Here is a 16,251-nt window from a genome sequence, read left to right on the forward strand (position 1 = left end):
AAAGGAGGGATGTGTGCATGGGACGTGAGGTTCCTTTTGAAAAAATTCGCAATATCGGTATTATGGCGCATATAGACGCAGGAAAGACTACGACAACAGAACGCATTCTCTTTTATTCAGGAAGGGTTTTTAGAATAGGGGAAGTGGATGATGGCGCAGCAACAATGGACTGGATGGTCCAGGAGCAGGAGCGAGGCATAACTATTATGTCTGCGGCGACTACATGCCAGTGGCGTGATTTTATTATTAACATCATTGACACGCCCGGTCACGTGGACTTTACGGCAGAAGTTGAACGCTCTCTGCGGGTACTCGATGGTGCTGTTGCTGTTTTTGATGCTGTTGCCGGGGTTGAGCCCCAATCGGAAACTGTTTGGAGGCAGGCTGATACTTACCATATTCCACGTATGGCCTACCTGAACAAGATGGACCGCGTGGGGGCTGACTTTCACCGCGCAGTAGCAATGATCCGCAAGCGTCTGCAGGCAAATGCAGTACCTGTACAGCTTCCTATCGGAAGTGAGGATTCTTTTAGGGGTATCATAGACCTGGTCAAAGATACAGCGATTATCTACCAGGATGAGCTGGGTATGGATTTTATAGAAGTACCTGTGCCTGAGGAATTTGTCAGTGAAAAGCGTTTATACCGGGAACATCTCCTGGAGTCCCTGGCAGAATTCGATGACCAGCTGCTGACTGACTACCTGGAAGGGGAAAAAATTACCGACTGTCAGATCATGGCTGCTATTCGAAAAGGTACTTTAGCATGTAGATTTATACCTGTCCTGTGTGGAACTTCCTTTCACAATAAGGGGGTTCAGCCGCTGCTGGATGCAATTACGAATTATATGCCATCACCGCTGGAAGTACCGCCTGTGGAAGGAAAAGATCCAGAGACTGATGATCTGATTTACCGCAAGGTGGATGATCATGAACCCCTTGCTGCACTGGCTTTTAAGGTGCAGACCGACAGCTATGTAGGAAAATTGGTATTTTTGCGCATTTATTCGGGGTCACTGAAAACAGGTGACATCGTTTACAACGCCACCAAGGGGAAAAAGGAGCGGATCGGGCGGCTGCTGAAGATGCATGCCAACCACCGCCAGGATATCCAGGAGGCTTTTGCTGGGGAGATTGTGGCTGCTGTAGGCCTTAAGGAAACAGCTACCGGGGATAGTCTGTGTGCAGAGGGCCATCCCATTATATTAGAATCGATTTCTTTCCCAGAACCTGTGATCACAGTTGCCATAGAACCAAAAACCAAGGCTGACCAAGACCGGATCGGAACGGCTCTGCACCGCCTTGCTGAGGAGGATCCCACTTTCCGTACCTTTACAAATCATGAAACCGGGCAGACGCTGATCGCTGGAATGGGTGAACTACACCTGGAAATCATCATTGATCGTCTGCTCAGGGAATTTCATGTGGAGGCCAATGTGGGCAAACCCCAGGTGGCGTATAAAGAAACCATCAGCCGCAATGCCCGGGGAGAAGGCAAATACATCAAGCAGACCGGGGGACACGGCCAGTATGGGCATGTGCTCTTAGAGGTAGAACCGCTGCCCACAGGCAAGGGCTTCGAATTCGAGGATCGCACTACAGGTGGGATTATTCCCAAGGAGTTTATGCCAGCGATCAGCAACGGTATTCAAGAGGCTATGGATAGCGGTATTCTAGCAGGATACCCAATGGTTGATATGCGCGCTATCCTTGTGGGAGGGTCCTATCATGAGGTGGATTCTTCGGAATTGGCCTATAAGATAGCTGGAGCGTTGGCTTTACGTGATGCTGTTGAAAAAGGTAAGGTTGTGCTTCTGGAGCCGATCATGAAAATTGAGATCACTGTTCCTGAGGAGTACATGGGTGATGTGATCGGGGATTTCGGATCCAGGCGCGGCCGGATTGAGACCACTGAACTGCAGGGCAACTACCAGGTGGTCAAAGGGAAGGGGCCCCTTGCTGAGATGTTTGGTTATGCAACGGATCTTCGTTCTCTTACGCAGGGCCGAGGCAACTACGTGATGCAGTACAATCACTATGAGCGGGCTTCTGCTGAAGTGGTAGAGCAGCTTCTTAAAGCAAAAGGGTATGGCTTTGCCATTTAACTAAGCTGTATCCGGTACTCTTGGTTATCTTCGGGATGTAGCCTGGCGCTTCACTTAAAACGGGTGCCGGGATAAACTCAGCCAATTAATTTTTGAAAGGAAGGATATGAAAAAATGGCTAAGAAGAAATTTGAGCGCACAAAGCCGCATGTGAACATCGGGACGATCGGTCATGTGGACCATGGCAAGACAACATTAACCTCAGCGATCACCAAGGTTTTGAGCCAGAAGGGGTTTGCCAGCGCTACCGATTACGGTGAGATCGATAAGGCCCCGGAAGAAAGAGAGCGCGGGATTACCATCGCTATCTCTCATGTGGAGTATGAGACCGACAACAGGCACTATGCCCACGTGGACTGCCCGGGACATGCCGACTATATCAAGAACATGATCACCGGAGCCGCCCAGATGGATGGAGCGATTCTGGTAGTTTCCGCCGCTGATGGCCCCATGCCCCAGACTCGGGAGCATATCGTGCTTGCTCGTCAGGTGGGTGTACCCAAAATTGTGGTATTCCTCAACAAATCCGATATGGTGGATGACCCGGAATTGATGGAACTGGTAGAGCTTGAGGTGCGGGAACTGTTAAGTGAGTATGAGTTCCCCGGAGATGACATTCCGATTATTGCCGGCAGTGCTCTCAAGGCGATGGAGTGTGGCTGCGGAAGCCCTGACTGCGAGCATTGTGGGCCTATTCATAAGCTGATGGATGCTGTTGACGAATACTTCCCCACACCGGAGCGCGATGTTGATAAGCCGTTCCTGATGCCTGTTGAGGACGTTTTCACCATTACCGGTCGCGGAACAGTTGTTACCGGTAGGGTAGAGCGTGGTATTGTCAAGGTTGGGGATAATGTGGAAATTGTTGGGCTCCAGGATGAGCCGCGCAAGACCGTTGTCACAGGTGTGGAAATGTTCCGTAAACTCCTGGACCAGGGCCAGGCTGGGGACAATATCGGTGTGCTGTTAAGAGGAATTGACAGAGAGGATGTAGAGCGCGGCCAGGTTATTGCCAAGCCGGCCTCTGTGAAGCCGCATACCAAGTTCAAGGGAGAAGTCTACGTGCTGACCAAGGAAGAGGGAGGACGCCACACACCCTTTTTCCAGGGCTACAGGCCGCAGTTTTATTTCCGTACAACCGATGTTACCGGTACGATTCAGATGCCGGAGGGTGTGGAAATGGTTATGCCTGGTGACAATGTGAATATGGATGTAGAGCTTATCACTCCGATTGCCATGGAAGAGGGACTGCGTTTTGCTGTTCGTGAAGGTGGGCGCACTGTAGGAGCCGGTGTCGTTACCAAGATCAGCGAATAGTGTATCCCTTGGACCGTGAGAACCAGGAGTGGCGAGGTCTGCTTAAGGAGGGATGAGAGTGGCGCGCCAGAAAATACGTATCAGGTTAAAAGCATTTGATCACAAGATTCTCGACCAATCGGCACTAAAGATTGTAGAGACAGCTAGCCGTACAGGGGCATTGATTTCGGGGCCCGTTCCGCTTCCAACCGAAAAGAGTATTATTACAGTTTTGCGGTCGCCCCATGTAGATAAGGATTCCCGGGAGCAGTTTGAGATGCGGACACATAAACGGCTTATCGATATCTTGGAACCAACGCCAAAAACAATCGATGCCCTCATGCGTCTCGACCTTCCGGCAGGAGTAGATATTGAAATCAAGCTGTAAGAGATGCCGGAGGGTCAGGGATTAGGAGGTGAAGAAGTTGCGGAAAAGCATTCTCGGCCGTAAAGTGGGCATGTCCCAGGTTTTTGATGAAGAAGGAAAGGCAGTACCAGTAACAGTAATTGAAGCAGGACCCTGCTATGTTGTCCAAAAGAAGACCCCGGAGCGGGATGGCTACGCTGCACTGCAGATCGGATTCGATGAGGTGCGCGGGGGGAAGCTGAACAGCCCCTTGCGCGGCCATTTTAACAAGGATAAAGTTAAGCCACTCCGTTTTCTCAAAGAGATCCGTCTGGATGAGGCAGAGTTAGATAGCTACAATGTAGGGCAGGAAATAAAAGCAGATATTTTCGGCCCCGGTGAGAGTGTGGATGTCCAGGGTATTTCTAAAGGAAAGGGTTTTGCCGGTGCCATTAAAAGGCACGGTTTCCACAGGGGTCCTTCAAAACACGGGTCAAAATACCATCGTGGCCCCGGATCACTGGGAGCAGCGGGTGTCGGCCGCGTGTTTAAAGGAAGGAAGCTGCCTGGCAGGATGGGTGGAGATAAGGTAACAGTTCAAAACCTCCAGGTAGTAAAGGTAGATAGTGACCGCAATCTACTGTTGGTGCGGGGTGCGGTTCCAGGCCCCAGAAAGGGCCTGTTGGTGATCAAAGATTCGCTGCGCTAGCCGGAAAGGAGGAAATATAATGCCGAAAACCGTTTTGTACAATACAGAAGGAGAAAGGGTCGGAGATCTAGATCTCCGGGATGATGTGTTTGGTGTCCCGATCAATGATGATGTCCTCCACCAGGCTGTAATGCGGCACCTGGCCAACCGGCGAGCCGGTACCGCTGCTGTAAAGACGCGCGGCCAGGTTCGTGGCGGCGGCCGCAAGCCGTGGCGCCAGAAGGGTACCGGGCGAGCGCGGGTAGGAAGCATTCGCTCCCCACTTTGGCGCGGAGGTGGGATTATCTTCGGGCCACAGCCACGCAGTTTCAAGCAGGCTATGCCTCGCAAGATGCGCCGCCTGGCACTGAAGTCAGCACTTTCCGCCAGATCAGGAGATGGGGATCTGGTTGTGATCGAGGAATTTTCACTCCCTGCTCCCAAAACCAAAGAAGCTATCAAGCTTTTGGAGTCACTGGATGCTGCAGGAAACATACTGCTGGTTGCACTGGAGGAACAGCCTGACTTGATGCGGGCAGTACGCAACATCCCCGGTGTGCATTTTATGGTAGCTGACAACTTGAGTGTGTATGATGTCCTGGCTGCAGATAAGGTGATTATGACGCGTCAGGCGGTGGCCAGGCTCGAGGAGGTGCTGGGTAATGCGGAGCCCTCATGATGTGATTCTCAAGCCTTTAGTTACAGAAAAGGCGGTAAATCTTGCCCAGGAGCAAAATAAATACACCTTTTATGTAGACAGAAAGGCAAACAAGATCGAGATCAAAAACGCTATAGAGGAGATCTTCAATGTCAAGGTAACAGCGGTTAATACAATGACCGTAAGAGGCAAAAAAAAAGCGTGTAGGCCGCTATGAAGGATTAACACCGACACGCAAAAAAGCTGTTGTTACCTTGAATGAAGGTGACACAATTGATATCTTTGAAGAATTGCTTTAATAGTTTTGATAGATGGCAGCGGAAGGAGGGAAAACATGGGGACCAAGAAATTTAAACCGATAACCCCAGGCAGGCGATTTATGAATGCAGTGACTAATCAGGGGCTTGATGATGTTGAGCCTGAAAAATCGCTGCTCAAACCTGCTCCTAAGAAAGCCGGACGCAATAACAGAGGTCGCATTTCAGTACGCCACCGCGGAGGTGGAGCAAAGCGGTCCTATCGGATGATCGATTTTAAACGGGATAAAGATGGGATCCCGGCTCGGGTAGCCTCTCTGGAGTACGACCCAAACCGGTCCGCCAATATTGCCTTGCTCCATTATGCAGATGGAGAGAAGAGATATATACTGGCACCCCAGGGACTGAAAGTGGGAGACAGTGTGCTTTCAGGTAAAGGTGCTGACATCAAACCGGGAAGTGCTCTTTCCCTGCGCAATATACCGGTAGGAACCATGGTGCACAACATTGAAATGTCCCCTGGTGGTGGAGCCAAGTTGGCCCGCTCTGCAGGCGCATCTGTCCAGTTGATGGCCAGGGAAGGTGATTATGCTACTTTGAGGATGCCTTCCGGGGAAATGAGAATGATCCACGCTGACTGCAAGGCAACAATAGGTCAGGTGGGAAATTTGGACCATGAGAATATTCAGTATGGAAAAGCCGGTAAACGGCGCTTATTAGGATGGAGGCCATCAGTGCGCGGTGTTGTGATGAACCCGGTGGACCACCCGCATGGCGGTGGTGAAGGGAAGTCAACAGCCGGCCGTCACCCGGTGACCCCATGGGGTAAACCGGCCTTAGGGGCCAGAACACGCAAGAAGAAAAAGGCCTCAGATCAATTCATTATCAAACGGCGCACAACTTAAGGAGGGATGCAAACTTGGGTCGTTCTCTGAAAAAAGGGCCTTACATTGAACAAAAGCTAATGCGTAAAATTGAGGACATGAATGAGAAGGGCGAGAAGCGGGTAATCAAGACCTGGTCGCGGCGGTCGACAATATTTCCTGAGATGGTCGGACATACAATTGCAGTACACGATGGACGGAGGCACATTCCCATTTATATAACCGAGGATATGGTGGGGCATAAATTGGGTGAATTTGCACCAACACGCCTCTTCCGCGGCCATGGAGCTCATACTGAACGCTCATCGGCACTCAAATAGAAGGAGTGAATTTCGTGGAAGCAAGGGCTGTTGCACGCTATATCTGGATTCCCCCGCGTAAACTGCGGCAGGTTGCAGATCTGATCAGGGGTAAGAGTGTGGTAGAGGCCATGGCGATTTTAAGGTTTATGCCGGGCAAAGCGGCGGTTCCCATTGCCAAGGCGGTTAATTCCGCTGCTGCCAATGCTGAACACAACCAGGACCTCGACCGCGATGATCTGTATATCAAAACCGTCTTCGTGGATGAGGGGCCTGTTGTTAAGCGCTACCGTCCGCGGGCGCGCGGCCGTGCAGATTTAAAACGCAGGAGAACCAGTCATATTACTGTGATAGTAGACGAACGAAAGGAGGGGTAAAAGATGGGTCAAAAAGTACACCCCAAGGGTCTTCGCTTAGGCATCATCAAGGATTGGGATTCCAGGTGGTATGCCGATAAAAATTACCGTGAACTGCTTCATGAAGACATCCTGCTCAGGGATTACATAAAAAAGCGGCTTTATGATTCGGGTGTTTCTTTGGTAGAGATTGAAAGAGCAGCAAATCGACTGCGCATCTCCATTCATACCGCAAAGCCCGGTATTGTAATCGGGCGCGGGGGCGCTGATGTGGAAGCTTTGCGCAAAGATTTGGAGAAGTTGTCAGGAAAGCAGGTCAGTGTCAACATTGTAGAGGTCAAAAGACCGGAAGTGGATGCCCAATTGGTTTCCGAGAATGTCGCTGGACAGCTGGAACGGCGTGTGGGTTTCCGCAGAGCTATGAAGCAGGCGGTTTCCAGGACCATGCGTATGGGAGCACAGGGAGTCCGAATTGCCTTGAGCGGCCGCTTGGCCGGAGCGGAAATGGCTCGCTCCGAATGGTACAGCGAAGGTAAGGTTCCCCTCCATACACTGCGTGCTGATATTGATTATGGTTTTGCTGAGGCAAACACGCAGTACGGTAAAATCGGTGTTAAAGTCTGGATTTACCGGGGAGAGGTTTTCCCGGAAAAAGAGAAGGTTGCTGCCAAAGGTGCAGCGGAAGGAGGCGAGGGTTAAATGCTAATGCCCAAAAGGGTTAAGTACAGAAAGCCACACCTGAGCCGCCCGACCGGAAAAATTGAACGCGGATATGAAGTTAGTTTCGGGGAATACGGTCTTCAGGCCCTGGAATCAGGGTTTATCAGCGCTCGTCAGATTGAGGCCGCCCGAATTGCCATGACCCGCTATGTAAAACGGGGGGGCAAAGTCTGGATTAAAATCTTCCCCCAGCAGCCTGTCACCGCTAAGCCGGCGGAAACCCGCATGGGCAGTGGTAAAGGCGCTCCTGATTACTGGGTGGCAATTGTCAAGCCTGGACGCATTCTTTTCGAACTAGCCGGAGTACCAGTTAATGAGGCCAAAGAGGCCATGCGTCTAGCAAGTCATAAATTGCCCATAAAGACGCGGTTTATCAAACGGCAGGAAGCAGGTGGTGAGGCCGGTGAAGAAGGCTAAGGAATTGCGCGAGTTAACAGATGAAGAACTGGAAAGAGAATTGATAGACCTAAAAGATGAACTGTTTCGCCTGCGCTTCCAAATGGCTACAGGCCAGTTGGATAATCCCTTACGGATCCGTGAGGTTCGGCGTAACTTTGCTCGGACCAAGACCATCGTCCGCGAAAGGGAACTGACAAAAGAGCGCGGGGACAGCATCGAATTAGGCCAGGATGGATAGGGGGTGTCGACATGGCAGAACGAAAACAGCGTAAAACACGCGTAGGAACAGTTGTCAGTGATAAAATGGATAAAACCGTAGTGGTTGAAGTGGAAAGATGGGAGAGGCATCCTCTATATGGTCGTATCGTAAAAAGAACCAAGAAATACAAGGCTCATGATGAGCATAATGAATGCAAGGTTGGCGACAAGATAAGATTGGCAGAAACCCGTCCTTTGAGCAAGGATAAGAGATGGCGGGTGGCTGAAATGATATCCCGAGCAGTCGAACTCGGGCCGCCTGGAAGGGAGGACAAAGCAAGTGATCCAGCATCAGACAATGCTTAGAGTCGGAGATAACACCGGTGCCAAGAAGTTGTTATGTATCAGGGTTTTAGGTGGTTCCTCTAGGCGGTATGCCTCTGTCGGTGATGTGATTGTTGCTTCTGTGAAGGAAGCGAGCCCAGGCGGGATGGTCAAAAAAGGTGAAATTGTTAAGGCTGTTGTTGTCAGGACCAGCCAGGGCATTCGCCGGCAAGATGGTTCGACGATCAAGTTTAGTGAAAATGCCGCAGTAATTTTGAGTGATGCAAAAAATCCCCGCGGTACGCGGATTTTTGGCCCTGTAGCCAGGGAACTCAGAGAGAAAGATTTTATGAAAATAGTTTCTTTGGCTCCGGAAGTCCTCTAAATCTTGGAGTGGAGGTGAGAAAATGTCACAACAAAAACTGCATGTGCGTAAAGGAGATACAGTGTATATCTTGACGGGAAAAGATGCCGGCAAGAAGGGTAAAGTTCTCCAAGTCCTCCCTTCCAAAAGAAAGGTGCTCGTTGAAGGGGTCAATGTAGTAAAGAAGCACAGCCGCCCGACGCGGTCGATTCCCCAGGGTGGGATTATAGAAAAAGAAGCATTCATCGATAGTTCAAATGTGATGCTGGTCTGCGGCAAGTGCAACAAGCCCACCAGGGTTGCCAAGAAAATCGCTGATGATCGCTACTACCGGGCCTGCAAGAAGTGCGGGGAAATCATTGATAAGTAGTGGCTACGGTAAAGGAGTGAGCAAGAATTGGGTCTCAAAGAACGCTATCGCGGCGAGGTTAGCCCTCAGCTGGTGAAAAGGTTCGATTACAGCAGTATTATGGAGGCCCCCAGGCTGGAAAAAATCGTCGTTAACATGGGGGTCGGTGAGGCCATTCAGAATCCAAAGGCCCTGGAGGCTGCTGTCAACGACCTGGCCCAGATCACCGGCCAAAGGCCTGTGATCACCACCGCCAGTAAATCCATTGCGGCTTTTAAGGTGCGTGAAGGGATGAAGATCGGGTGTAAAGTGACCCTGCGGGGGGACCGGATGTATGATTTTTTTGATAAACTGGTCAATATTGTACTCCCCCGGGTGCGGGACTTTCGGGGCATTTCTCCGAAAGCCTTTGACGGCAGAGGGAACTACACCCTGGGCCTACGGGAACAGGTAATTTTTCCGGAAATTGATTATGACGAGATCGATAAAGTACGCGGGATGGATATAACAATTGTTACCACAGCTAAAACAGACGAAGAGGCCCGGGAGCTGCTGAAGCTGATGGGAATGCCATTCCGGCAATAGAGTTTAGAGATATTTATAAAAGGAGGGAAAAAGGTGGCCAAAAAGTCGCTTGCTATAAGGCAGCAAAGAAAGCCTAAATACAAAGTCAGGGCTTACAATAGATGCCCTCTTTGCGGCAGGCCACGCGCTTACCTGCGTAAATTCGGGATGTGTCGTATCTGCTTTCGGAAACTGGCCTATAAAGGGCAGATCCCTGGTGTTGTCAAATCTAGCTGGTAATACGGCACAGAGGAGGTTGAACATATGGTTACGGATCCCATTGCCGATTTCTTGACCAGGATTCGCAATGCGAACCAGGTTTGCCGGGATTGTGTAGAAATCCCAGCATCCAACATGAAGCAGTCCATGGCGGAAATTTTGAAAGCAGAAGGGTATATTAAACATTATGAATACGTGAAAGACGGGAAACAAGGGATTTTACGAATTTATATGAAATATGGCCCTAACCGGCAGAAGGTGCTTTCCGGATTGAAGCGTATCAGTAAGCCGGGACTGCGGGTTTATGTGAAGAAAGATGAAGTTCCTAGAGTGTTAGGCGGTCTTGGTGTGGCTGTGATGTCCACTTCCAAGGGTCTGATGACCGATAAGAAAGCCAGGCAGGAAGGCCTGGGTGGCGAAGTAGTCTGCTATATTTGGTAGGGAGGTGGTACCATGTCTCGAGTGGGGCGCCTTCCGGTGACAGTGCCGGCAGGAGTCGAAGTAAACATTAAGGATCACCTGGTGGAGGTTAAAGGGCCAAAAGGTAAACTTTCATGCGAGGTCCACCAGGAGATGCAGCTTTCTCAGGAAGATAACAAAGTGTTTGTCATACGGTCATCAGATGAAAAGCAGTCTCGGGCCCTCCATGGGTTGACGAGAACCCAGATACAGAATATGGTGGATGGTGTTGTGAAGGGCTTCTCCAAATCACTTGACCTGGTCGGGGTTGGCTATCGCGCTGCAATGCAGGGTAAAAAGCTGGTCTTGACCGTTGGATACACACATCCGGTAGAGATCGAACCGGAAGAGGGTATAGAGATTGAGGTTCCGGCAGCAAGTAAGATTATCGTTAAAGGTATAGACAAGGAAAAAGTAGGTGCCGTGGCGGCTCAGATCAGGAGTATACGTGAGCCTGAGCCCTATAAGGGAAAGGGCATCAAATATGAAAATGAAGTGATCAGGCGTAAAGCCGGCAAAGCAGGTATCAAAGGGAAGATTTAAGGGGTGAGAGAATGGCAAGAGAAACGCGAGCTACCAAGCGCAACCGGAAACACTCCAGGGTTCGCAGAAAGGTTTTCGGTACAGCAGAAAGACCCAGGCTTTGTATTTATAAAAGCCTCAACCATATCTATGCTCAGGTAATCGATGATTCCAAAGGGGAGACCCTGGCTTCTGCCTCCACCCTTTCTCCGGAAATTCGAGAGGATGTCGGAGGGAAAAAGGATATGGCTGCTGCCCGTATTGTTGGACAGTTAGTTGCCGAAAAGGCTAATGCCAAAGGAATCAAGAGAGTTGTTTTTGACCGCGGCGGCTTTCCCTACCACGGACGAGTTGCTGCTTTTGCCGATGCGGCCAGGGAAAACGGCCTGGAGTTCTAAAGAAGGGAGGGAATACGTAATTTGCGAAATGACCCCGAAGCAGTTGAGTTAACAGAAAAGGTAGTCAGCATCAATCGTGTTGCAAAAGTTGTAAAAGGTGGACGCAGATTTAGTTTCAGCGCTTTGGTTGTTGTGGGGGACAATCAGGGACGGGTAGGTGCCGGATATGGAAAGGCCGGAGAGGTGCCTGAAGCGATCCGCAAGGGAATCGAAGATGCTAAAAAGAATCTGTTTGATGTTCCCATGAAAGGGACTACAATCCCTCATGAAATAATCGGGGAGTTTGGGGCAGGGCAGGTTATGCTCAAACCCGCCGCACCTGGTACAGGTGTAATCGCCGGCGGGCCTGTGCGTGCAGTTTTAGAAGCCGCAGGGATCCAGGATATCCTGACCAAGTCCCTGGGTTCCTCCAATGCCCATAATATGGTCCATGCCACTGTCCAGGGGCTTCAGAATCTGAAGCGAGTAGAAGAAGTGGCACGATTGCGGGGGAAAACAGTAGAGGAATTAACTGGATAACCCTGTTGTTAGGATCGATTTACTAAAAGCTTGTTGTGCTAGTTGATGAGAAGGAAGGGGAGTGGAATGATAAAACTCCATAATTTAAAGCCGACTCCGGGTGCACGTGTGGGGAAAAAGCGCAAGGGGCGTGGCATGGGGTCAGGTTTAGGTAAAACTGCCGGCAGAGGACACAAAGGCCAAAAAGCGCGCTCCGGTGGGGGCACGAGGCCAGGATTTGAGGGAGGACAGATGCCTTTGAGCAGGCGTCTCCCCAAGCGTGGTTTCACCAACATCTTTCGGGAAGAGGTGGCCATCGTCAATATCAGGGATCTGGTCCGCTTCCCTGAGGGTGCTGTTGTGACACCGGAACTCCTCTTTGATGAGGGATTAATCAAACAGCGTGATGTCAAAATTAAACTTTTGGGGAAAGGTGACCTCAACCGGCCCTTAACAATAAAGGTGCATCAGGTGAGCAAGGGAGCCGCGGAAAAGGTATCAGCCGCCGGCGGTAAAGTCGAGGTGATCTAGGTGCTGGACACTCTACGCAGTGCCTGGAAGGTAACGGACCTTAGAAAAAAGGTTATCTTTACCCTGGTGATGTTTCTGGTTTTCCGTATCGGTGTCCATGTTCCGGTACCCGGGATCGATGTTGAAGCAATGAAACAGGCTACACAGGGGCAGCTGTTTGGGATCTTCGATGTGATCTCAGGTGGTGCTTTCAGACGCTTATCGGTCTTTGCCATGAGCATCACACCCTATATTAACGCCTCGATCATCATGAGTCTTCTCCAAGTGGTGATCCCGAAACTGGAACAGCTTGCTAAGGAAGGGGAAGCCGGTCGCAAGATAATCGCCCAGTACACCAGATACTTTGCGGTGTTTTTGGGGCTGGTTCAGGCCATAGGAATGTCTGTGGCTCTGGGCCGACAGGGCATTTTCGTATCTCCTGGCATTGGCTCCTATGCGCTGGTTGCCCTGACCCTGACCGCAGGTACCGCGATGCTGATGTGGATCGGGGAGCTAATCACAGAAAAAGGGATCGGGAACGGTATTTCACTGATCATCTTTGCTGGGATCGTTTCCCGCTTACCTCAGGGGCTTTCCAGTATGGGGCAGCTGTTTAGTGTGGGCGAAATCAATATACTCAGCATTATTCTTTTAACGGCGCTGGGGCTGTTGATTATCGCCGGAGTAGTGGCAGTAAATGAGGGTCAGAGGCGGATTTCCGTTCAGTATGCCAAGCGCGTCATGGGACGGAAGGTATACGGTGGACAGAGCACCCATATTCCGTTAAAGGTCAACCAGGCAGGGGTAATTCCCATCATCTTTGCTATGTCGCTGATGCTCTTCCCTGTTCAGATCGCCAGGTTTATTGACCATCCCTGGGCACGTGCTGTGGAGTCGTCACTGGCTTTCGGATCTGCTTTGAACTCGGTATTATATGCCTTGTTGATCATTTTCTTTACATACTTTTACACAGCCATAGTTTTTAATCCGATGGATGTGGCTGACAACCTGAAAAAATATGGTGGTTTTGTCCCCGGGCTGCGGCCGGGCAGGCCAACCGGGGAGTATATCAGCCGTGTTTTGTCGCGGCTGACCCTGGCAGGTGCTATTTTCCTGGCGCTGATCGCAATCTTGCCGAACTTTATGATTGCTGTCACCGGGATTTCATCCCTCTACTTTGGGGGAACAGCCCTGTTGATTGTTGTCGGTGTTGCTCTGGAGACCATGAAGCAGTTTGAATCGTATCTATTGATGCGACATTATGAGGGTTTCATGAAATAGGGGAGTGTATTTAGATGAGGATGTTGATTATGGGTCCCCCAGGTGCAGGTAAAGGGACCCAGGCGGCACGAATAGCTTCATTCTGTGAGATACCACATATTTCGACAGGTGATATTTTCCGGATCAGAGATCAAGGAATCAAGTGAGCTCGGCAAAAAGATCAAGAGCTACCTGGACACGGGCAAACTGGTTCCCGATCAGGTCACAGTGATGGTGATCAAGAAGCGTTTGCTGCAGCCGGACTGTACCAGAGGATTTTTGCTCGATGGGTTTCCCCGCACCATTCCCCAGGCGGAGGCACTCGACAGTATATTGAAAGAAATAGAGGAAGGTAGGCTCGACCTGGTATTAAATATCAGTGTTGACCCACAGGTGCTGTTGGAGCGCCTGACCGGGCGGCGCGTCTGCAGAAAGTGCGGTGCCACCTACCACCTCCTTTATCAAGCACCCGAGAGGGATGGAATCTGTGACAGCTGTGGTGGTGACCTCTATCAAAGGAGTGATGACACTGCTGAAACAGTATCCAACCGCCTGGATGTCTACCGGAGGCAGACAATGCCCCTTCTGGAATACTACCGGCAGCGTGGTATCGTTCAGGAGGTCGATGGGGAGCTTTCTATTGACCAGGTTTTCTCAGAGATCGAAAAAGTGATAAGGAGTTTTGCTTGATGATAACGCTCAAGTCAGCCCAAGAAATTGCCTTTATGCGCCAGGCGGGGCGAATTGTGGCTGAAACACTTCAGGAACTGGGCAAAAGGATCAGCCCCGGGGTGACTACAGGTGAGCTCAATAAATTTGCAGAGGATTTTATCAGAGAGGCCGGCGGAGTCCCTGCTTTTCTCAATTACCAGGGTTTTCCGGCCAGCATTTGTGCATCAGTCAACAATGAGGTTGTGCACGGCATCCCTGGTTTAAGAATATTGGAAAACGGGGATATTATTAGTATTGATGTTGGGGCTTTCTACCATGGCTACTGTGGGGATTCTGCCTGTACCTTTCCCGTTGGGGAGATCTCCGCGGAGGCAGAGCGCCTGCTGGCAGTAACTAAAAAATCCTTAGAGATGGGGATAGAGAAGGCAGTCAGCGGGAACCGGATCGGAGATATCGGTGCCGCCATTCAAACCTTTGTTGAAGACAACGGCTTTAGTGTTGTGCGGGCGTTTGTCGGCCACGGGATTGGGCAGGAGATGCATGAGGCTCCACAGGTACCCAATTTTGGAAGGCCTGGCTATGGTCCGCGGCTAGAACCGGGGATGACACTGGCTATCGAACCAATGGTCAATGCCGGCACATACGATGTAGCCATTATGCCCAATAAGTGGACTGTCGTGACCAAAGACGGCAGCCTTTCCGCCCATTTTGAACACTCAATATTGGTAACTGGAGGACAGCCGGAAATATTAACCCGGCTCTCGTGAAGGGTTGGGGTTGACTTTGATAGATGAACAGATTAAGCTTGGTCAGTTGGTTTGTTCTAAACGAGGGCGCGACAGAGGAAAATATTACCTTGTCCTTGAAATAAGAGATGACACATTTGTTTATCTGGTTGACGGAGAAAAGCGAAGGATGGATAATCCCAAGCAGAAGAACATCAAACACCTAAAACTGTACCCTGCGGTTGCCGGTGATCTCGTTCAACAGTGGGAAACCGGACAAAACCCGGGAAACAGTGAGGTTCGCAGGGTTATTGCCCGATTCAAGCAGCATTTTTTGCTTGATCAGGAGTCTGAAACAAGGGGGTAGATAAATTATATGCCCAGGTCAAAGCCAAATGTAATCGAAGTCGAAGGTACAGTGGTGGAAACACTGCCCAACGCCATGTTCAAAGTAGAGCTAGCCAACGGGCATAGACTACTAGCGCACGTTTCCGGAAAGATCCGGATGAACTTCATTCGGATTTTGGCGGGTGACCGCGTTACTGTTGAGCTGTCACCCTATGATTTAACCCGGGGACGGATTGTTTATCGTTATAAATAATGTAACCTTAGTTTCGAATTTCATGCGCATATCTTTGTAAAACGGGCAGAGAGGGAGGTATTTTTCATGAAGGTTCGCGCTTCTGTGAAGCCTATCTGTGAAAAATGCAAAATTAATTAAGCGTAAGGGAAAAGTAATGATTATCTGTGAAAACCCCAAGCATAAACAAAAGCAAGGTTAAGATCGGAGGTTAAGAGATGGCACGTATTGCTGGAGTAGATTTACCGCGTGATAAACGGGTGGATGTCGCCCTGACCTATATTTACGGGATCGGCCAGACCTCCGCTCGGGAAGTTATTCAAAAGACGGGAATCGGCCCAAGTACAAGAGTGAAGGACCTCACAGAGGAAGAGGTTGGTAAAATCACTGAGATTATCGACAATGACTATAAAGTCGAAGGCGATCTGCGGCGTGAGGTCACTATGAATATCAAGCGCTTGATCGAAATTGGGAGCTACCGGGGCATGCGCCACCGCAGGGGTTTGCCTACCCGGGGTCAGCGCACCAAAACCAACGCCCGGGGTCGTAAAGGCGCTAAGAGGACCGTCGGTATTCAAAGGAAAAAAGCATAGGAAAGGGG

At 50.3% G+C, this 16,251-nt stretch carries 27 protein-coding genes and 3 pseudogenes; all 30 read left to right on the forward strand.

The features are described from left to right. Positions 1 to 17 precede the first annotated feature (17 nt). The 30 genes and pseudogenes from fusA (at position 18) to rpsM (ending at position 16,243) form a co-directional block, all read left to right on the forward strand. Positions 18 to 2,105, forward strand: a complete 2,088-nt coding sequence (gene fusA, locus SSCH_RS13605) for an elongation factor G (RefSeq protein WP_044665946.1) — start codon at positions 18 to 20, stop codon at positions 2,103 to 2,105. 114 nt (positions 2,106 to 2,219) lie between these two features. Continuing rightward, positions 2,220 to 3,422 carry an elongation factor Tu gene (gene tuf / locus SSCH_RS13610; protein WP_044665947.1) on the forward strand — a complete coding sequence of 401 codons (1,203 nt, stop codon included), beginning with the start codon at positions 2,220 to 2,222 and terminating at the stop codon, positions 3,420 to 3,422. Positions 3,423 to 3,480: 58 nt separating this feature from the next. Next, positions 3,481 to 3,789, forward strand: coding sequence for a 30S ribosomal protein S10 (gene rpsJ, locus SSCH_RS13615; protein ID WP_044665948.1), 309 nt, complete (start codon positions 3,481 to 3,483; stop codon positions 3,787 to 3,789). Positions 3,790 to 3,826: 37 nt separating this feature from the next. After that, a complete protein-coding gene (gene rplC / locus SSCH_RS13620; RefSeq protein ID WP_044665949.1) occupies positions 3,827 to 4,456 on the forward strand; it encodes a 50S ribosomal protein L3 in 630 nt (209 codons plus the stop codon). Positions 4,457 to 4,475: 19 nt separating this feature from the next. Continuing rightward, positions 4,476 to 5,114 (forward strand): 50S ribosomal protein L4, encoded by a 639-nt coding sequence (rplD, locus tag SSCH_RS13625; RefSeq protein ID WP_044665950.1) that lies wholly within the window; start codon positions 4,476 to 4,478, stop codon positions 5,112 to 5,114. Then, complete coding sequence (gene rplW, locus SSCH_RS13630; protein ID WP_456300470.1) at positions 5,098 to 5,310, forward strand: 50S ribosomal protein L23; 213 nt, start codon at positions 5,098 to 5,100, stop codon at positions 5,308 to 5,310. Before rplD ends, rplW begins: the two co-directional genes overlap by 17 nt. Before the next feature lie 13 nt (positions 5,311 to 5,323). Then, positions 5,324 to 5,392 (forward strand): annotated as a pseudogene (locus SSCH_RS22565) (50S ribosomal protein L23); the annotation flags it as partial. 35 nt (positions 5,393 to 5,427) lie between these two features. After that, on the forward strand, positions 5,428 to 6,255 hold the full coding sequence (gene rplB / locus SSCH_RS13635) for a 50S ribosomal protein L2 (protein WP_044665951.1): 828 nt from the start codon (positions 5,428 to 5,430) through the stop codon (positions 6,253 to 6,255). Positions 6,256 to 6,269: 14 nt separating this feature from the next. Beyond that, a complete protein-coding gene (rpsS, locus tag SSCH_RS13640) occupies positions 6,270 to 6,554 on the forward strand; it encodes a 30S ribosomal protein S19 (RefSeq protein ID WP_044665952.1) in 285 nt (94 codons plus the stop codon). Positions 6,555 to 6,568: 14 nt separating this feature from the next. Continuing rightward, a complete protein-coding gene (gene rplV, locus SSCH_RS13645) occupies positions 6,569 to 6,910 on the forward strand; it encodes a 50S ribosomal protein L22 (protein WP_044665953.1) in 342 nt (113 codons plus the stop codon). 3 nt (positions 6,911 to 6,913) lie between these two features. Then, positions 6,914 to 7,588, forward strand: coding sequence for a 30S ribosomal protein S3 (gene rpsC, locus SSCH_RS13650; RefSeq protein ID WP_044665954.1), 675 nt, complete (start codon positions 6,914 to 6,916; stop codon positions 7,586 to 7,588). Beyond that, positions 7,589 to 8,026: a 50S ribosomal protein L16 gene (rplP, locus tag SSCH_RS13655; protein WP_044665955.1), complete on the forward strand. Its 438-nt coding sequence runs from the start codon at positions 7,589 to 7,591 to the stop codon at positions 8,024 to 8,026. Beyond that, the gene (gene rpmC, locus SSCH_RS13660) at positions 8,013 to 8,246 is read left to right on the forward strand and encodes a 50S ribosomal protein L29 (RefSeq protein ID WP_044665956.1); all 234 of its coding nucleotides are present in this window, start codon (positions 8,013 to 8,015) and stop codon (positions 8,244 to 8,246) included. Before rplP ends, rpmC begins: the two co-directional genes overlap by 14 nt. Before the next feature lie 11 nt (positions 8,247 to 8,257). Beyond that, on the forward strand, positions 8,258 to 8,572 hold the full coding sequence (gene rpsQ, locus SSCH_RS13665; RefSeq protein ID WP_044665957.1) for a 30S ribosomal protein S17: 315 nt from the start codon (positions 8,258 to 8,260) through the stop codon (positions 8,570 to 8,572). Then, positions 8,547 to 8,915: a 50S ribosomal protein L14 gene (rplN, locus tag SSCH_RS13670; protein WP_044665958.1), complete on the forward strand. Its 369-nt coding sequence runs from the start codon at positions 8,547 to 8,549 to the stop codon at positions 8,913 to 8,915. The genes rpsQ and rplN overlap by 26 nt, the downstream gene beginning before the upstream one ends. A gap of 22 nt (positions 8,916 to 8,937) precedes the next feature. Continuing rightward, the gene (gene rplX / locus SSCH_RS13675; RefSeq protein WP_044665959.1) at positions 8,938 to 9,264 is read left to right on the forward strand and encodes a 50S ribosomal protein L24; all 327 of its coding nucleotides are present in this window, start codon (positions 8,938 to 8,940) and stop codon (positions 9,262 to 9,264) included. 27 nt (positions 9,265 to 9,291) lie between these two features. After that, positions 9,292 to 9,828: a 50S ribosomal protein L5 gene (gene rplE / locus SSCH_RS13680; protein WP_044665960.1), complete on the forward strand. Its 537-nt coding sequence runs from the start codon at positions 9,292 to 9,294 to the stop codon at positions 9,826 to 9,828. Positions 9,829 to 9,861: 33 nt separating this feature from the next. Then, complete coding sequence (locus tag SSCH_RS13685; RefSeq protein WP_044665961.1) at positions 9,862 to 10,047, forward strand: type Z 30S ribosomal protein S14; 186 nt, start codon at positions 9,862 to 9,864, stop codon at positions 10,045 to 10,047. Positions 10,048 to 10,071: 24 nt separating this feature from the next. Continuing rightward, positions 10,072 to 10,467: a 30S ribosomal protein S8 gene (gene rpsH / locus SSCH_RS13690; protein ID WP_044665962.1), complete on the forward strand. Its 396-nt coding sequence runs from the start codon at positions 10,072 to 10,074 to the stop codon at positions 10,465 to 10,467. Between the two features lie 12 nt (positions 10,468 to 10,479). Beyond that, complete coding sequence (rplF, locus tag SSCH_RS13695) at positions 10,480 to 11,028, forward strand: 50S ribosomal protein L6 (RefSeq protein WP_044665963.1); 549 nt, start codon at positions 10,480 to 10,482, stop codon at positions 11,026 to 11,028. Between the two features lie 11 nt (positions 11,029 to 11,039). After that, a complete protein-coding gene (gene rplR / locus SSCH_RS13700) occupies positions 11,040 to 11,405 on the forward strand; it encodes a 50S ribosomal protein L18 (protein ID WP_044665964.1) in 366 nt (121 codons plus the stop codon). A gap of 21 nt (positions 11,406 to 11,426) precedes the next feature. After that, positions 11,427 to 11,924, forward strand: coding sequence for a 30S ribosomal protein S5 (rpsE, locus tag SSCH_RS13705; protein WP_044665965.1), 498 nt, complete (start codon positions 11,427 to 11,429; stop codon positions 11,922 to 11,924). A 69-nt stretch (positions 11,925 to 11,993) separates the two neighbouring features. Continuing rightward, positions 11,994 to 12,434, forward strand: a complete 441-nt coding sequence (gene rplO, locus SSCH_RS13710) for a 50S ribosomal protein L15 (protein ID WP_044665988.1) — start codon at positions 11,994 to 11,996, stop codon at positions 12,432 to 12,434. After that, positions 12,435 to 13,694 (forward strand): preprotein translocase subunit SecY, encoded by a 1,260-nt coding sequence (gene secY / locus SSCH_RS13715; protein WP_044665966.1) that lies wholly within the window; start codon positions 12,435 to 12,437, stop codon positions 13,692 to 13,694. A gap of 14 nt (positions 13,695 to 13,708) precedes the next feature. Then, positions 13,709 to 14,363: pseudogene (locus SSCH_RS13720) on the forward strand (adenylate kinase). Next, positions 14,363 to 15,112 (forward strand): type I methionyl aminopeptidase, encoded by a 750-nt coding sequence (gene map, locus SSCH_RS13725; protein ID WP_044665967.1) that lies wholly within the window; start codon positions 14,363 to 14,365, stop codon positions 15,110 to 15,112. Before SSCH_RS13720 ends, map begins: the two are co-directional and overlap by 1 nt. Positions 15,113 to 15,122: 10 nt before the next feature. Continuing rightward, positions 15,123 to 15,437 (forward strand): KOW domain-containing RNA-binding protein, encoded by a 315-nt coding sequence (locus SSCH_RS13730; protein ID WP_232294487.1) that lies wholly within the window; start codon positions 15,123 to 15,125, stop codon positions 15,435 to 15,437. A gap of 9 nt (positions 15,438 to 15,446) precedes the next feature. Then, positions 15,447 to 15,671 (forward strand): translation initiation factor IF-1, encoded by a 225-nt coding sequence (infA, locus tag SSCH_RS13735; RefSeq protein WP_044665968.1) that lies wholly within the window; start codon positions 15,447 to 15,449, stop codon positions 15,669 to 15,671. Between the two features lie 66 nt (positions 15,672 to 15,737). Then, positions 15,738 to 15,852, forward strand: a pseudogene (rpmJ, locus tag SSCH_RS17770) (50S ribosomal protein L36). Between the two features lie 16 nt (positions 15,853 to 15,868). Then, positions 15,869 to 16,243 carry a 30S ribosomal protein S13 gene (gene rpsM, locus SSCH_RS13740; RefSeq protein ID WP_044665969.1) on the forward strand — a complete coding sequence of 125 codons (375 nt, stop codon included), beginning with the start codon at positions 15,869 to 15,871 and terminating at the stop codon, positions 16,241 to 16,243. The last annotated feature ends 8 nt before the right edge of the window (positions 16,244 to 16,251 follow it).

Source organism: Syntrophaceticus schinkii (assembly GCF_000946815.1).
GTDB lineage: Bacteria > Bacillota > DSM-12270 > Thermacetogeniales > Thermacetogeniaceae > Syntrophaceticus > Syntrophaceticus schinkii.

What these genes read in the sequence shown, in the direction of transcription:
- rpsQ (WP_044665957.1), top strand. Translation starts at nt 8,258, where the DNA reads ATGGCAGAACGAAAACAGCGTAAAACACGCGTAGGAACAGTTGTCAGT.
- rpsM (WP_044665969.1), top strand. Translation starts at nt 15,869, where the DNA reads ATGGCACGTATTGCTGGAGTAGATTTACCGCGTGATAAACGGGTGGAT.
- rpsC (WP_044665954.1), top strand. Translation starts at nt 6,914, where the DNA reads ATGGGTCAAAAAGTACACCCCAAGGGTCTTCGCTTAGGCATCATCAAG.
- tuf (WP_044665947.1), top strand. Translation starts at nt 2,220, where the DNA reads ATGGCTAAGAAGAAATTTGAGCGCACAAAGCCGCATGTGAACATCGGG.
- rplW (WP_456300470.1), top strand. Translation starts at nt 5,098, where the DNA reads ATGCGGAGCCCTCATGATGTGATTCTCAAGCCTTTAGTTACAGAAAAG.
- rplD (WP_044665950.1), top strand. Translation starts at nt 4,476, where the DNA reads ATGCCGAAAACCGTTTTGTACAATACAGAAGGAGAAAGGGTCGGAGAT.
- rplR (WP_044665964.1), top strand. Translation starts at nt 11,040, where the DNA reads ATGGCAAGAGAAACGCGAGCTACCAAGCGCAACCGGAAACACTCCAGG.
- infA (WP_044665968.1), top strand. Translation starts at nt 15,447, where the DNA reads ATGCCCAGGTCAAAGCCAAATGTAATCGAAGTCGAAGGTACAGTGGTG.
- map (WP_044665967.1), top strand. Translation starts at nt 14,363, where the DNA reads ATGATAACGCTCAAGTCAGCCCAAGAAATTGCCTTTATGCGCCAGGCG.
- rplF (WP_044665963.1), top strand. Translation starts at nt 10,480, where the DNA reads ATGTCTCGAGTGGGGCGCCTTCCGGTGACAGTGCCGGCAGGAGTCGAA.
- rplP (WP_044665955.1), top strand. Translation starts at nt 7,589, where the DNA reads ATGCTAATGCCCAAAAGGGTTAAGTACAGAAAGCCACACCTGAGCCGC.
- rplX (WP_044665959.1), top strand. Translation starts at nt 8,938, where the DNA reads ATGTCACAACAAAAACTGCATGTGCGTAAAGGAGATACAGTGTATATC.
- rpsH (WP_044665962.1), top strand. Translation starts at nt 10,072, where the DNA reads ATGGTTACGGATCCCATTGCCGATTTCTTGACCAGGATTCGCAATGCG.
- rplB (WP_044665951.1), top strand. Translation starts at nt 5,428, where the DNA reads ATGGGGACCAAGAAATTTAAACCGATAACCCCAGGCAGGCGATTTATG.
- fusA (WP_044665946.1), top strand. Translation starts at nt 18, where the DNA reads ATGGGACGTGAGGTTCCTTTTGAAAAAATTCGCAATATCGGTATTATG.